The organism is Corynebacterium mustelae, assembly GCF_001020985.1.
Taxonomy (GTDB): Bacteria; Actinomycetota; Actinomycetes; order Mycobacteriales; family Mycobacteriaceae; genus Corynebacterium; species Corynebacterium mustelae.
In genome coordinates, this window is sequence record NZ_CP011542.1 from 1,904,705 (window position 1) to 1,920,404 (window position 15,700).

At 49.9% G+C, this 15,700-nt stretch carries 14 protein-coding genes; 6 read left to right on the forward strand and 8 right to left on the reverse strand.

From position 1 onward, the window contains the following. The first annotated feature begins 20 nt into the window (after nt 1-20). Nucleotides 21-431 carry a peptide-methionine (R)-S-oxide reductase MsrB gene (msrB, locus tag CMUST_RS08700; protein ID WP_047262190.1) on the forward strand — a complete coding sequence of 137 codons (411 nt, stop codon included), beginning with the start codon at nt 21-23 and terminating at the stop codon, nt 429-431. 85 nt (nt 432-516) lie between these two features. Here msrB and hemQ read toward each other — a convergent pair whose 3' ends face one another. Beyond that, on the reverse strand, nt 517-1,221 hold the full coding sequence (gene hemQ / locus CMUST_RS08705; protein ID WP_047262191.1) for a hydrogen peroxide-dependent heme synthase: 705 nt from the start codon (nt 1,219-1,221) through the stop codon (nt 517-519). A gap of 437 nt (nt 1,222-1,658) precedes the next feature. Here hemQ and CMUST_RS08710 point away from each other — a divergent pair, with 437 nt between their 5' ends. Then, nucleotides 1,659-2,273, forward strand: a complete 615-nt coding sequence (locus CMUST_RS08710) for a DUF3000 domain-containing protein (protein WP_047262192.1) — start codon at nt 1,659-1,661, stop codon at nt 2,271-2,273. Beyond that, a complete protein-coding gene (locus CMUST_RS08715; protein WP_083987491.1) occupies nt 2,230-3,495 on the forward strand; it encodes an HRDC domain-containing protein in 1,266 nt (421 codons plus the stop codon). The genes CMUST_RS08710 and CMUST_RS08715 overlap by 44 nt, the downstream gene beginning before the upstream one ends. Here the strand turns inward: CMUST_RS08715 and dxs are convergent. From dxs to dut, 4 genes are all read right to left on the reverse strand, one after another. After that, nucleotides 3,487-5,397: a 1-deoxy-D-xylulose-5-phosphate synthase gene (gene dxs, locus CMUST_RS08720; protein WP_047262194.1), complete on the reverse strand. Its 1,911-nt coding sequence runs from the start codon at nt 5,395-5,397 to the stop codon at nt 3,487-3,489. The two genes, CMUST_RS08715 and dxs, sit on opposite strands and share 9 nt — an antisense overlap. Before the next feature lie 150 nt (nt 5,398-5,547). After that, nucleotides 5,548-6,783 carry a class I SAM-dependent RNA methyltransferase gene (locus CMUST_RS08725; RefSeq protein ID WP_047262195.1) on the reverse strand — a complete coding sequence of 412 codons (1,236 nt, stop codon included), beginning with the start codon at nt 6,781-6,783 and terminating at the stop codon, nt 5,548-5,550. A gap of 51 nt (nt 6,784-6,834) precedes the next feature. Continuing rightward, nucleotides 6,835-7,671 carry a DUF3710 domain-containing protein gene (locus CMUST_RS08730; RefSeq protein WP_047262196.1) on the reverse strand — a complete coding sequence of 279 codons (837 nt, stop codon included), beginning with the start codon at nt 7,669-7,671 and terminating at the stop codon, nt 6,835-6,837. 190 nt (nt 7,672-7,861) lie between these two features. Then, entirely contained in the window at nt 7,862-8,317 is a 456-nt protein-coding gene (gene dut, locus CMUST_RS08735; RefSeq protein WP_047263506.1) for a dUTP diphosphatase, read from the reverse strand. A gap of 634 nt (nt 8,318-8,951) precedes the next feature. On the opposite strand from dut, the gene CMUST_RS08740 reads away from it, so the two are divergent. Continuing rightward, entirely contained in the window at nt 8,952-9,476 is a 525-nt protein-coding gene (locus tag CMUST_RS08740; protein WP_047262197.1) for a DUF3093 domain-containing protein, read from the forward strand. An 84-nt stretch (nt 9,477-9,560) separates the two neighbouring features. On the opposite strand, the gene CMUST_RS08745 is transcribed toward CMUST_RS08740, so the two are convergent. Then, nucleotides 9,561-9,854, reverse strand: a complete 294-nt coding sequence (locus CMUST_RS08745) for a DUF4193 domain-containing protein (RefSeq protein ID WP_047262198.1) — start codon at nt 9,852-9,854, stop codon at nt 9,561-9,563. 519 nt (nt 9,855-10,373) lie between these two features. Next, nucleotides 10,374-11,357, reverse strand: coding sequence for an inositol monophosphatase family protein (locus CMUST_RS08750; RefSeq protein ID WP_236690096.1), 984 nt, complete (start codon nt 11,355-11,357; stop codon nt 10,374-10,376). Nucleotides 11,358-11,496: 139 nt separating this feature from the next. Here CMUST_RS08750 and ppgK point away from each other — a divergent pair, with 139 nt between their 5' ends. Together ppgK and CMUST_RS08760 are read left to right on the forward strand one after the other, a co-directional pair. Continuing rightward, a complete protein-coding gene (gene ppgK, locus CMUST_RS08755) occupies nt 11,497-12,249 on the forward strand; it encodes a polyphosphate--glucose phosphotransferase (protein WP_047262199.1) in 753 nt (250 codons plus the stop codon). 282 nt (nt 12,250-12,531) lie between these two features. Then, entirely contained in the window at nt 12,532-14,154 is a 1,623-nt protein-coding gene (locus CMUST_RS08760) for an RNA polymerase sigma factor (RefSeq protein ID WP_047262200.1), read from the forward strand. Nucleotides 14,155-14,329: 175 nt separating this feature from the next. Here the strand turns inward: CMUST_RS08760 and CMUST_RS08765 are convergent, their stop codons facing one another. Then, entirely contained in the window at nt 14,330-15,700 is a 1,371-nt protein-coding gene (locus tag CMUST_RS08765) for a DUF418 domain-containing protein (RefSeq protein WP_083987493.1), read from the reverse strand.

The window sequence follows — 15,700 nt, forward strand, 5'->3', positions numbered from 1 at the left end:
CTCTCGTTTAAAATGTAGCCATGGTTGATTTTAAGTTCATTACAGATGATCAATGGCGCAAGCGTCTTACCGAGGAAGAATTTCGGGTGTTACGACAAGCAGGTACCGAAGCTCCACATGTAGGCGAATATACGAATACCACCACTGAGGGAGTATATTCCTGCCGAGCGTGCGGTAGTGAGCTGTTCCGATCAACTGAAAAATTCGATTCTCATTGCGGCTGGCCTTCCTTTTTCTCACCACTGGCAGGTGACGCAGTTATAGAGCGCGAAGATCGCTCCCACGGCATGATCCGCACGGAAGTAATCTGCGCTACCTGCGAATCCCATTTAGGTCACGTATTTGCTGGTGAAGGTTACGATACTCCCACGGATTTACGCTATTGCATAAATTCCATCTCCCTAACACTGGAAGAAAAGCCAGTTTCATAAGTCCGCAACACTTACCGTAAATGCTGCATATGGGGGTGGGCTCAGCTTTTTTGCTGAGCCCACCCCCATATCAGGATCTTTGGGTTTACGGCAGTACCCGAACCAGATCACCTACAGAAGAAACCCGCCGCCCAGTAAAGAATGGGATTTCTTCCCGAACGTGCAACCGGGCATCGGTGTACCGCATTGCATGCATGAGATCGACGATCCGATGAAGTTCTGGCGCCTCGAATGCTAACAACCATTCATAATCTCCAAGCGCGAAAGCAGGCACCGTGTTTGCGCGAACATCTGGATAATCACGCGCTGCCATGCCGTGTTCCGCAAGAATTCGGCGCCGCTCCGCTGGGTCCATGACATACCAATCATAGGAGCGTACGAACGGATACACGGTTATCCAGTCACCCGGAGCCTCGCCCATAATAAAGCTCGGTAAATGCGACTTATTGAACTCGCTAGGCCTGTGCAAACCATTTCCGATCCATGCGATTTCCACTAGCTGGCCAAGAACGGTGTCTCGTCGAAAAGCACTCAGCACATCCTGAAGGGAAGAAAACTCTTCAGCATGCCACCAAACCATAAAATCCGCGTCTGCACGACAGCCGGTGAGGTCATAAATTCCTCGGAGTGTGACAGCACCAGATTCTTCAACCTTGCGGAAGAACTCAGTCGCCTGCTTTGTTACCTCATCGCGTTCCGTTCCCAACGCCCCTGGAATTGCCCGAAACACCACCCATTGAGCGTATTGTTGCATGTTGTTGAGAGCTTCGAAGTTGAGTTTCTCAGCCATTATCAGCCAAGTCCTTTCTTGCAGGTCTACATCATGTTTTCGTCGGAAATACCTGCCACTCCCGACCATCCTGCGCGGTTTTCTGGTCGCAATTTCTAGGCCCACCTGTTGATCGGATGCATTAATTGTGCGTTTTTCTCTGTACCAAAACATCCGACGCGTTGCTAGCCACGGAAACAATGATATCCACCATAAGTTGCATATGTTAAATCCCGACGGACTACCCCCATACTACCCCTACAAAAAGATCACGCGCACACCAACGCCGCAACGCCCTTGAAAGCAGCCACCTGTTAGTGTGCGCCTTTTAGAGCAGCACAGCCGCAAATTCTAAGACAATTTTTTAAGGTTTACTGACGCGCCATGTTACGTCATTGTGACGTACCGTTCGGCGTGGCGTCGCCGCCAGCTATCTATATTTCGCTAATTTTGCGTTTGTGACTGACACCCCTGTATCCCCCACTCCGGTATCGACAACACCTGCCTCCGAATCAGCGCCTGCGGATTTTTGCCGTGCAGTTGATTCAATGCATGAAGCTAAACTTCGAGACGAAATTACGTTGGGCACAATCCGGCCGCCGCAGCGGCTAGCACCGTTTAGTCACGCTATCGGTTTGGAAGTCACCCGTTCCGAGTCTTCAACTTTGGGGGACAACGAAGCAGAAGGTGACGCTTTCGGACGCCTCATCCTTCTACATGACCCACAGGCTGATGACGCCTGGGAAGGTTCCATGCGTCTAGTCGCATACATTCAGGCAGACATGGAACATGCTGTTGCATCGGATCCGCTGCTTCCAGAAGTTGCCTGGCAATGGCTCAACGAAGGATTAAACGACGGCGGTGCCGATTTCACCAACCTTGGGGGAACAGTGACATCAACAACATCAGTTCGTTTCGGCGATATTGGCGGGCCGCCTAGCGCCTATCAGTTGGAAATGCGTGCTTCCTGGACTGCCAGCAATAACGAACTGGCGGCACACGTTGTCGCGTTTTCCAAAGTTCTCGCGAATGTCGCGGGATTACCCCCTGAAGGAATTACAGCAATTAGTTAGCGAGGCGTTAATGCCTTCACCACTGCTCTCACCACGAGACGGCACACCATCTGTTGCAAGCACAGCAGCCGAGATCCAAACAGCCGCTGGGGATCTCGCAGCCGGAAGTGGACGTTTTGCTGTAGACACAGAGCGAGCATCGGGTTATCGCTACGATGATAGGGCTTTTCTTATTCAAATCCGACGCGCAGGTTGCGGTACTCGCTTAATCGACCCCGAAGGCAATTCACAAGCAGTCATCTCACAATGCGCACCAGTGGTCAATAATAATGACTGGGTTATGCACGCAGCGGTATCCGATCTCCAGTGTTTGGCCGACCTTCACATTTTTCCCGGAAGCTTGTTTGATACGGAAATGGCTGGACGGCTGCTGGGCTTTGAACGAGTCAACTTAGCGTCAATGGTTTCTCGTTTTCTCGGTTACGAGCTGAAAAAAGAGCATGGTTTTCAAGATTGGTCGACTCGCCCATTGCCTGAGGCATGGCTGACATACGCAGCTCTTGATGTGGAATTATTGTTCGAACTAGCCGATGCACAACATGAAAGCCTGCGCCAAGAAGGAAAACTAGGGTGGGCACAACAAGAATTTGACCACATAGTATCGACCTACGCTATTGCCACGTCAGCAACCCCTAAATGGCAGGATCTTAAAGGGCTAGCAGCGTTGAAAACCCCAAAACAGTTAGCGATCGCTCGGGCGTTGTGGGCACACCGAGAACAGATTGCTCAAAAAAGTGATATTGCCCGGCACATAGTTCTTCCGGACAAGGCGTTGGTTGGTATTGCACAAGTAGGGCCCCATTCAGTTGAACGCTTCCGTGGAATTCCAGCGGTACCCCGAAGATTTCACCGCCATGCCCACCGATGGGTGAACGTTGTTCGTCAAACGCTAAAATCGCCACGAGAATCTTGGCCTCAATCTGCAAAAGACCCCAACGATACTGGGACGATGGTTGCTTCACAATATTGGGCACATCAGTATCCAGAGGCACACACCACACTGCGCAGGATTCGTGAAGATCTCCAGCAGGTTGCACAAGAGGTAAATATCCCAATCGAAAATATTCTTCAGCCAGCCGCATTGAAGCAAGTCGTCTGGTGGCAACACCAAGAATCCATGATAACCACCGAGGTCGACCTTGAATCAGCATTAGATCGACTTCAGGTACGCCCCTGGCAACGAGAATTGTGTCAAAGTGTCCTGTCAGAACACTTACTCTGATGGCTCAGATGGAAACAACTGGTCAACCCATTCACGCACTGCTGAAATACAACCAGCTTCATCCAATCCAACTTCTGCAAGAAGCTCGCTGCGTGACGCGTGTAGCGGGAAGATCTCCGGAAAAGCTAGGTGACGAACGGGAGTGTCAACGATTGAAGAAGAAAGTGCTTCAGAAATCAACGCCCCGATGCCACCATGGATCACACCATCTTCAATGGTGACAACGAGATCATGTTCGGCAGCTAAGGCTACAATACTTGGTGCTACTGGAACAACCCACCGTGGGTCAACAACTGTAACGCTTAAGCCGTCAATTTCAAGAGCACGCGCAACCGCTAGCCCTTGCTGGCTCATGGCACCAATGGCAACAACTAGAACTGCTGGTGCTGATTCACCAAGTGGTGAGTCAGTGTAATGCAAAATCTCGACGCCATCGGAAAGGGTGTCGATAGCCGGAATGGTTGGCGGAAGCTCCCCTTTGGGGAATCGAACGACTGTTGGACCGGTTATGGAAATAGCCTCGTGGAAAAGCGAAGCCAGACGATCCGCATCCCGTGGAGCTGCCACCTTGATTCCGGGGATAACGCTGGTTATGGCGAAATCCCATACGCCGTTGTGGCTGGCGCCATCGGAGCCAGTCACTCCCGCACGATCAAGAACAACAGTAACCGGTTGTCCAAGTAAGGCCACATCCATGAGCAATTGATCAAATGCCCGATTGAGAAAAGTTGCGTAAACTGCAACGACTGGGTGCAATCCGCCCAATGCCAGACCAGCCGCGGAAGTCAGCGCATGCTGCTCCGCGATGCCAACATCAAAGAATCGGTGCGGAAAGTGTTTTTGAAATTCCGACAATCCGGTAGGACCCGCCATCGCTGCGGTAATGGCGACGATGTCGTCACGATTACGGCCTGCTTTAACCAACTCACGGCTAAAAACGCTAGTCCAATCAGGATTCGATAACTTAAGCGGCAACCCAGTTTCTGGGTTAATTTGCCCCGTGGAGTGCATTAACTCCTCAGTGTCGTTTTCGGCGGGTGCGTAGCCGCGACCTTTTTCAGTCACTACATGAACGATTATGGGACCGTCAAAGTCTCGTGCGTAGGACATAGCAGAGTCCAGAGCACGCTGGTGGTGTCCGTTGACTGGGCCAATGTACTTAATTCCAAGATCCGAAAACATTTCGGTTGGAATAACAGTCGATTTCACTCCTTCTTTGAAGGCATGCAGCGCCTCGAAGGTTCGTTCGCCAACCCATCCCAAGGATTTCAGCGTCGTTTTACCATGCTCCATGACTTTGTCGTAGCTGGTTCGCATCCGCAAGTTTGCAAGGTTTTCGGCTAAACCACCAATGGTTGGCGAGTAACTGCGTCCATTGTCGTTGACAACTACCACAACTTTCCGGTTTTTTGAGGCTGCGATGTTATTGAGCGCCTCCCAGCACATTCCACCAGTCAATGCGCCGTCACCGACAACCGCCACTACGGTACGGTCTGATTCGCCGTTGATCTCGAAAGCTTTCGCAAGTCCATCAGCATAGCTCAAAGCAGCCGAGGCGTGCGATGATTCCGTCCAATCGTGTTCGCTTTCGGAGCGACAGGTGTAACCACTTAGCCCACCTTTTTGGCGCAAGGTATCGAACTGCTGTGCACGTCCAGTGAAAATTTTATGGACATACGATTGGTGGCTAGTGTCGAAAATTATCGGGTCGCGTGGCGAGTCAAAGATGCGATGGATTGCGATCGTCAACTCAACGACGCCAAGGTTCGGGCCAAGATGACCGCCAGTAGCGGAGACTTTTTCCACCAAGAAATCCCGCACCTCTTGTGCTAGCTGTTCTAGCATGTCAAACGGCAAGGCTTTGAGATCTGCGGGGGTTGAGATAGTTGAGAGAATGCCCATAAGCAGTTTTAGAAGTACACCCTTCTCGATGCAAATAAATGGTGGTCAGACTTTCATATGCTTAGGCGGATGCGCCAAATGCAAGTGTTGTAACCATCTTACTCTGTTGTTGCCCTGTACTAAGAAAAATCTAGATCCATCTTTAGTTGTTTATGGGGCAAGGACGGCAATTGTTTCGCAATGGTGGGTCGCTGGAAACGCATTGAGCATTGTAATCGTTTTTACACTGTAACCTTCCGCATCCCATATTTTTATATCCCGCGCAAAAGTTGCGGGGTCACATCCAATATGGACAACACAGTAAGGCTTAGCTTTCGCAATTGCGGTGATCGCTGTAGCCGTCGCGCCGCTTCGGGGCGGGTCAAGCACCACTGCGGATGGTGTTGGTAGCTTTTCGACGATTTTTTCGACTGCTGCCGTGTGAAAATGAACGTTGGAATCGAATGTTTGCCGCCCGACACGGGCAGCATATGGAGAAACTTCGACCGAATGAATTTCGGCCAATGGGCCAAAGGCGGTCTGAATGGCAGGAACGAAAGCTCCTACCCCACCATAGAGGTCCCATGCGATTCCAGCAGGTGGACACATAGAGGAAAGCGCGGAACTAATGATTTCACTATAAGCGGGTATGGCTTTAGTGTGTGCTTGCCAAAAAGCGGTAGCGGGAAGTCGGAATTTCGTGGTTCCAACCGTCTGTACCACTTCGCCAGACCCCTCAATGTTCCTGGTTATCTTCTCGCTTCTTCGTCCCCTAGCTGCACGGCGGACCTCCACGATGTGGCGGTCTGATTCGTCGTCAAGCACGACAATAACCTCAGCTCCCGGACTAAATTTCCGAGCTCCTGGTCCGACAACACCATCGAGCAAACCGGGGACAGCCTGTGAACAGGGTTCATCAACGATTACAGTATTGGAACGTAGTTTGCGGCTACCTGCGTTCCCATCCTTATCCACGCCGAGCCGCATCCGAGTGCGCCACTTTGTGGTCAATCCCAGTTTCGTTATGCCAACCGGTGGAATTTTCACCCCACTGGCGAGCCGGGTGAGTTGGTCGCGCACAATCGCAGCCTTGTATTCGTCCTCCGCCTCGGGGTCGATAGTTGCGAAATCGCAACAACCAGCCCCGTGCGCTGCTGCTGGGCATCTGCTATCCACCCGCAACGGTGACGGAGTCACGACTTCCTTGGCCATCGCTCGCGCGAATTTCTTCTTCACCTGGGTTATTTCGCATTGGAGAATATCCCCGATAAATGTACCCGGGACAAAAATAACAATGCCGGTTGCGACCCCAATTCCTTCACCGCCGTGTGCCGCACGAGTGATTTCTATGGTTATTTCATCGCCAACATGCAGCTTCGCATCCCTATTTAGCAACTTTGCGCTCATGTAACTTTCTTAGTTTTACAACGACAGTGACGGTTCTTCGGCCGAATCGGATTAGCTCTCCGATTGGGTATTTGCTTCTTGTTGCCGCCGGATCATTTCTTTCTGTACTTGTTCTGCAAGTGGCCCTGGAAGGGCTACAGGTAGCGATGAACCCGCCAAAATTGGTTCTTGTCCACGCAAAACGAAGGTGCGCGCTGTGATCTCGCGCCCAAGTTCCGCCATCTGATCGGCGTGTTCGACTGGGGCAGCCAGGGTCATTCGCAACATCCATCGCGGCCCATCAACACCGATGATTCGGACTACCCCACCAGCCCCAGGAGCCGAGCCGACGATCTCGCGCCCCCACGGACCGTATTCGATGCGCACTTCCAACCCATCGTTACGCATTCCTTCTGTTAGCTCTTTTACAGTCTCACGCCACTGCCCTGCTGTGCGGGGAGCAGCAAATGCCACTGGAGTACAGCGCCCGTACTCGGTGAGCACGTGGAGCATAGTCGGACCTTCTGGTCCCATCTCTACCTGCACTTCGGAACCATGCGGCAGCGGGATCAACATGGAACCAAGGTTTAATACCCCATTGCTGAAGTCAGAAAAATCAAAATCTTCTATGGAAACGGTGTCCCCATCAAATGGGCCGCGATCTCCGCCGATCGCGTCGTGAATTGGATCAGGTTCCGAGTCGGAGAACTCATCTGATTCTGATTGCTCCGTTGCCACGTCAATTTCGGGTTCTAGCGAAGCGCTGTCGTCGGTAATTAAGTCGGCTCCCGTACCACTGTCACTAATAGATTCAACAGCATCATCAGTTTGTGGTTGAGTGGTTACTTCCTCTTTTTCTACTACTGTTTTATCTTTGTCTTTTTTCTTGGAAAACGGCCATAGTGCCATGTCTATTTCCCTTTCGTTTTACCAATCTGTGCCTTCAGACGATCAAGATGCCTGCGATATAGTCCGCATCATTTTTGCGATGGCAATTTTTGTAACGAAACAACAACAAAAGGATAGCAGCTGATTGGTACCAGCATGGCAATCGCTACGTGTCACTGTGATGTTTTGGCGCTCGTTGTAAGTCGGCAGATCAATGCAACCCAGTCGATCCGTGACCGCCGGCCCCACGGACCGTCTCGGATAATTCCTCGACCTCTTCAAAGTCAAAAAGTTCAACCTTTTGTACTACTAGTTGAGCGATTCGCTCACCACGTTCGATCTCAATCGGTATAAGCGGATCTAGATTGATCAGACAGATCTTTAGTTCTCCCCGATAGTCGGCGTCAATTGTACCGGGCGTGTTGACGATGCTGAGTCCTTCTTTTAAAGCTCGACCTGAGCGTGGGTGAATAAGTCCCACAGTCCCTAGCGGTAGAGCTATCGCAATCCCCGTAGGAACTAGTGTACGTTCGCCAGGGTCAATAGTGACTGATACTGCAGAATACAAATCGACTCCGGCGTCGCCTCGATGAGCACGGGTTGGAATCGGCAGTTCTGGATCTAACCGCCGAAGTTGCACCGTGGTTACCGATTCGTGAGGCTGAATTACCCGCGCAGTATTATCTGGCGTTTCTGCACCTATCTTCAAAACTTTCTTCTCCTTTTTGGATTCGGCTCGCTTCTCGGACACAAATATAAGGATGCCGACGTCCTCAACGCTACTGCATTTTCCTCTAAGCCTCAGATTTTGAGTCGCTCTGCATCTTCCGGAATCCTCATTACCGCTAAGGTTTACCCCTACCTATGAGAGAAATCCTCGTACCGCGCTATTACAACTAAGCAATTGATCCCTGGTCAAGCTACATCGGGTAGTTAAACTCTAAAATTGTGGTTTGGCCGTCAGATTCTAGCGCTGCAGGCACCTGCCGTGAAGCGAGAGCTGAATGACAAATATTTATCCGTGCATTCAGAACTGATACATCCGTTCGATGTTTGAACTTCGTATTTAAGGGAAAAGTTAACTGGTCTAAGAAGATCGGGCAGTAACAGGGTTTTATTGGTCATGAAAATTCCACAGGATCATGATCCATATCGACTTTGCGCCAATTTTGTCATGCCAATGCCCAAGGCTACCGACGCAGCAACCTTGTACTGGTGTTGCCGCGTCTAATGGTGTGAATCTGCAATCGTGTTCGGTGTGAGGATAGCTCCCAAAAATATGTGAAGTAGACTTATGTCTTGTGAGTGAAAATAAGGAAAAGCTACCGGCAAATCAACCACAAATTTTGTATTCGGAACGGCAATGGGTGCCGTGGTATTGGTGGCTTCTAGCAACCTTAATTGTGGCTTTGATTTCCGCGCAGCTTAGCTGGAACCGATCGGTCATGTGGCTTTATATTCCTGCGGTTGTGCTGAGCCTACTCGCTGTTTGGGTATTGTTTTACATGTCCCATACGACTATACGTGTTGAACAAGACCCCGACGGTACCCGATGGTTGGTCACCGGCCAGGCAAATCTACCTGATTCTGTAGTTTCTCGCTCTTTAGCAGTGCCTGCTACCGCAAAGCGAAACGCTATGGGGCGGCAGTTAGATCCTGCGGCTTTTGTTGTTTCGCACGGTTGGGTACCAGAAATGGTTATGTTGGTGCTTGATGATCCCGAAGATCCCACACCATACTGGCTCATTGCGACAAAAGCCCCTGAACAACTGCTCGCGGCTTTCCTCCCGGATCAGGCGGCAGCAGCAACAAAAAATCTCAAGTAAAACGAAACCGCGTGTTGAGCATGAACACTTAACAAGATTTGTGCGCAACACGCGGTTTTCAATATACGAGATTAGCTGTGAGAATTAGGCACAATCCTTGCAGATGATTGACCCATCTTCTTCAGTGTGGTCGATCCGGCTATTGTTTTGCACCAGGTAGCAACTGGAGCAGGTAAACTCATTCGACCGACGTGGAATGACCGTGACATTGAGTTCTTCACCGGTCAAATCAACACTTGGCAAATCGAATGGCTCTACAATTTCGCCGTCATCGTCGATGCCACTAGATACATTTTCCGCAGCCTTGAGCCCTTCAAGGGAATCGGTTTCAATGTCGTCCTCTGCGCGGCGCCGTGGCGCGTCGTAGTCGGTTGCCATGTGACTTCTGCTTTCTAGGTATAACCAAAGGTGATCGTGAATCGTGACTAGTCAAAACGCTTAATCATCTGCGAATCAACTCCCCGCGAAGCACCATCATGATTCCTTTGTGGATTCAAGTGATTGTCAGCTATTGGCGATAGTTATACACGTGAAATACACGTGTTGTCACACATTTGCTTTTTTCACATTGGCGTGTCGGAACATTACCCCTAACTAAATTAAGAAAAAGTAGAAAACTTAGTGCCACATTTTTAAGGCATATCCGCAGATAAACATGCATTAATGACGGCATTATTTGAAATACAAAAATCTGCTTTCGGCAAATCTAATCGGGGGTAATTTTTCCAACTAATTGTTCACACCATCATGAAGCTTCAGCAAAAGTTCTGCATTCACAATCATTAACACAATCCTACGAATATCGATCGATCTTTTCATAAGTCACGCAATGCCAAATCGAACTAAAATAAACCGGGACGGATGAGCATGATTTTGCTTGAATGGCTCTCGTTTAGCCTACAATTTTGTAGCTAACGCAACCGGCAATGCAGAAATCAGCGAACTGAATTGGTCACCAATTCCCGGAGCGGCAGCCCACACGATTTCACCGTCGCTTCCTGGTGTTGTTAACTGTGGCGTCGAAACGACCGCCCCAGCTTCCGACGCAATGAGAGCACCGGCAGCAAAATCCCACGCGTTAATTCCGTGTTCGTAATAGGCATCAACCAAACCCTCAGCAACTGCGCACAAATCTAATGCTGCACTTCCCCGCCTCCGAATATCGCGTACTTGAGGTAAAACCGTGCTTAAGAACTCAGCTTGTTGTTCGCGCCAGTGTGAGGAATAAGAAAACCCAGTCGCGACCAAAGCCAACTCCAATTGCCTAGCACCAGAACACCCTAGTAGTCGCGCCTGACCACCAACAGAACTAGGCCATACGGTCCATGCACCCACGCCAGAAACAGCACACCATAGTTGTCCTGTAGCCACATTTAATACCCCACCGACGACAATCTTTCCCGCGACAACGCATGCCAGCGATACGGCGTATTGCGGGTGTCCGTAGATAAAGTTTACGGTGCCATCAATGGGGTCAACGATCCAGGTGGCCGAACTTGTTCCTAAAAGATTGCTTCCTTCCTCCCCAATAAGCCCATCCTGAGGCCGTAACTTTTTTAAGGTAGCCGCTACAGCCTTTTCTGCCGCCATATCTACGATGGTCACTGGATCTTCTGCACTACTTTTCGTACTCGTGACATCGGCTAGTGCCCCCCGTTCTTCCACCTTTGTGCGTTCCTGAACAATTGTGGAGGCAGCTTTAATCAACGCTTCGAACATAACGGAAATCAATTCGTGACAGCCGTGGCCGTGGGTACCCTCCGCCTTAACCCGCGAAAATATCGGAGTAAAGTCGTAGTCAAACGATGCGCATCGGATTGGGGTGGATTCACCGTGTGCGTCGATAGAGATTTTCGAAAGCTGCCATGGATACCTGGACACGTCTGTAAGGTTACTCCTTGGCTGGAAATAAAAACTGAAAATATTGTCTTTATTTTGTCGCTGTGGTCACATTAGCACCAACCAGCTTTTCGACGATCCCGAAAACGTAATTTCCCATAGTTTTAAGTACACTAATCACATGGCAAAAATCGGATTTGGAATTGATGTTGGCGGCTCTGGAATCAAGGGTGCCCGGGTGGACCTCGAAACCGGAGAATTCATTGGCGATCGGATAAAGATTCTCACCCCAAAACCAGCAACCCCGCAGGCCGTCGCTGAGACTTGTGCCCAAATACTCCACGAGGCCGATTGGAGCGGCCCCGTGGGAATCACTCTTCCGAGCGTCATCAAGGACCAAACCGCCCTCTCAGCCGCAAATATTGATCCGAGTTGGATTGGGGTCAATGTTGCGGATCTTTTCCACCAGCACCTCGCGGACCACGATGTCAGTGTACTTAACGATGCAGATGCCGCAGGGCTAGCTGAGGTTCATTTCGGTGACCCAGCCGCATCCAATGGCGCAGTCATTCTTTTAACGTTTGGCACCGGCATTGGCTCCGCCTTATTAGTTGATGGGACTCTCTTTCCCAACACCGAGCTTGGCCACCTCATCATTGACGGCGCGGAGGCGGAAGATTTTGCTTCGTCTCGGGCAAAAGATCGCGATGAAATCGGATACAAGCAGTGGGCAGGCAGAGTAGACAAAGTCTTGAAAGAATTTGAGAGACTTTTCAATCCCAAACTATTTATCGCTGGAGGCGGTATTTCTCGCAAATCCCACAAGTGGATTCCTCACCTCACTTGCGAAACTCCAGTTGTGGCTGCCCAACTACGTAACCGCGCTGGAATTGTGGGGGCCGCATTAGCCGTCGAAAAGCACTTAACCCCGTAGAAGTTTTGCTTATCACAAAAATGATCGGACATGCAGTAGCACACAGTCGCTATTAAATTTATATTTCGACGGCATAACACGACATTTTTCTAGCAAATGTTTTATAATGGCACTTTGTCCAAGGCGAGGAAACACTTTCTCATCCCCCTGTTTCGAAAACATTCGATTACCAGTCCATATCGGTTTGAGAAACCGGGCGGAAAGACACCACCTTTTCATGTGTCCCAGTGAGAGGTTTGTTGCTCACCAATTTTGTTCATCCATCCAAGCGAAAGGGCGTTCGTGGCAGCCACTGATCATTCAGAAACTTCCGCAACCGCACGCATTGGAGGCACCTCCGACGAAGGAGCATCCGTGACCAGCACTCCTAAAAAAGTTGCTAAAAAATCCGCGCGGAAAACTGCCCGCAAAGCGACACCTCGAGTCGCTGAGCCAGTTTCGGCAAACCTAGAAAATCCCGCCGAACCTACAGCATCAGATGCGACCACGAAAACGGCTAAAAAAGCCACTGCAGCTACTTCCAGCTCCTCTTCTGAATCGAAACCAGTGAAGAAAACTGCCAAGAAAGCTGCAAAAAAGTCCACCAAGAAAACCGCGAAAAAAGCCACCGCGAAAAAGACCACAGCTAAAAGTACCGGCACAGCAAAGGTGAAGAAGGCTTCCACGAAAAAACAGGAAGCACCATCGGATTCTGCAACTGATTTGATTGAAGAAGAAGATCTCTCGATTGAATCCAACACTGACTCAGATTTTGATTCTGACCAAGATCTTGGCGACGATGTCTACAGCGATTCCGAAATCGATGATTTTGAAGATGATGACGAGTTGGATTCAGACGTCGATGATGATCTAGACGATGACAACGAAGACCGCGAAGACGAGGAAGAAGATGAGGATGGCTCCTCAGTCTGGGACGAGGACGAATCAGCAGCGTTACGCCAGGCTCGTAAGGATGCAGAACTCACTGCTTCTGCCGATTCTGTGAGAGCCTATCTAAAGCAAATCGGCAAAGTAGCGTTGCTTAATGCGGAGCAAGAAGTGTCGTTGGCTAAACGCATCGAAGCAGGTCTTTATGCGACCTATCGTATGGAACAGATGGAGGAGGCGTATAACAACGGCGATAAGGACGCAAAGTTAACTCCAGCGGTCAAACGCGACCTGCGCGCTATCGCGCGTGATGGCCGAAAAGCTAAAAATCACCTGTTAGAGGCAAACCTGCGCTTGGTCGTCTCGTTGGCGAAGCGCTACACAGGTCGTGGCATGGCTTTTCTTGATCTGATCCAGGAAGGAAATCTGGGTCTGATCCGTGCTGTCGAAAAATTCGACTACACCAAGGGCTATAAGTTCTCTACTTATGCTACCTGGTGGATCAGGCAGGCAATTACTCGCGCTATGGCTGACCAAGCACGTACGATCCGCATTCCGGTTCATATGGTCGAAGTCATCAACAAGTTAGGCCGTATTCAACGAGAGCTGTTACAGGATCTTGGACGCGAACCAACCCCACAGGAACTTGCCAAAGAAATGGACATTTCTGAGGAGAAAGTACTTGAGATTCAGCAGTACGCCCGTGAGCCGATTTCCCTAGACCAAACCATCGGCGATGAAGGCGACTCTCAACTGGGTGACTTCATTGAAGATTCCGAGGCTGTGATTGCAGTCGACGCAGTTTCCTTCACGCTGCTTCAAGATCAATTACAAGACGTTCTTCACACCTTGTCAGAGCGTGAAGCTGGAGTTGTTAAGCTACGTTTCGGTCTCACCGACGGTATGCCGAGAACTTTAGACGAAATCGGTCAAGTCTACGGTGTTACCCGGGAGCGTATTCGCCAGATTGAATCAAAGACTATGTCTAAACTCCGTCACCCGTCCCGATCACAGGTTTTACGTGACTATCTAGACTAGTAGGTAAGCGCAAACTGCCTCGTGGTTTCTTCTGCATAGAAACCACGAGGCAGTTTGCGCTTTTGTTACAACGCTGAGGCGGGTTCTTATTTCTGCATCCATGATGATTATCAAGATGTATGAAGCCCTGTTGCAGAAATTACGCAGCACCTTAACTGCTATTCCAGCTGGCTATTTAGCTCTCATTCGGATGGTGAGAACTATTAGAGTTGGAATGCGGCTGTTGTATCGGAAGAGCGCCCTCGCTCGGTGCCGGTCCCACCATAGGATGGGAATTCCCGGCTTGGGGAAATGCTTGCTGTTGCGAGGATACCGAGCGGTAATGTGTCGGAACCGACGAGTAGGCAACTTTCCGGAAAAGTGCTTCCAGTGGCCCGCGCCTACCTGTCATCGACCACATCCACGCTAATACAACAGTTATGGCCCAGATACCAGTCGCTATCAGAGTCACTTCAAATGCACCTTTACCTGCACCGATTCCGAGCCCGTAAGGCACTACGAGAGTGGTGAATAGTACAGATTGCATGACGTAACCCGACATCGACATCTGCCCGAGTGAGGTGACCATACGAACCAGAATAGTTTCCTGCCACTTGTGCTTTTCGATCCATTTTCCTAGCCAAAACAACCAAACAAGGTATCCTGGCCCACTCAGAAACCCAAATGCCTGGTTAAGCGCTTGCCAAAAGATACTGTTAGGGATAATCCCTAGCTCAGCAAGCCCCCATGGAATTCCCATGCCTACAATAACTAGAACTGTCACTGCAGCCGCTATCCGCATGTATTTTTGGTATGGCTCAGGATTTACAAAGACTTCTCGTCGACCAGCAATGAACCCAATAATCACTACCGGTCCAATTACCGGAATAAAGGCAAAAAATGTTATCGGTAACGCGGCTGCAATTAACAATCCCTGGAAGAACTGATCACGCAGATAACCGGAGCCATAACCACTTCGCGCCAAAAATAACTCAGGAATGAAATATGACGTTAGAAAGGCAACAACGGCACCGAAACAGTACAAGCCTATTGCGGTAAAGAACAGGGCTCTATCTGACACTTTGATCAATAATGTCAGCGATAGCGCTATTAATCCATAGAGGAGCATAATGTCGCCCCAAAACACAAATATCAAATGAACAGCACCAAACGCAACCAGAATGCTGTATCGACGAAAGAGAGTGTTTTGCACTTGTTTCGCGGTTGCGCCTTTACGCCACTCCCGAACAAAAATCATTCCGATCCCGTAGCCCAACAGGGTCGCGAACATAGGTAATCCGCGCACATGGATGAACATCGTACCGAAGATCACAGAAATTTTATCTGCAATTGAATCATTAGCAATGCTTCCTGCGGCGGTAATCGCAGAATCAGTAGCCGGAACTTTTAAGACGGCAAAGGTTGTTATCGCGTTGGCAATCGCTATTCCTAGAAGCACAAGCCCACGTGCCAAATCTGGAGCGATGAGTCGCTTATTCTTGGCCGGAATCGTGCTGCTATACGATTGCGAACTTTGATGTGAAGAATCGTACGCAGAAGGTGTCAT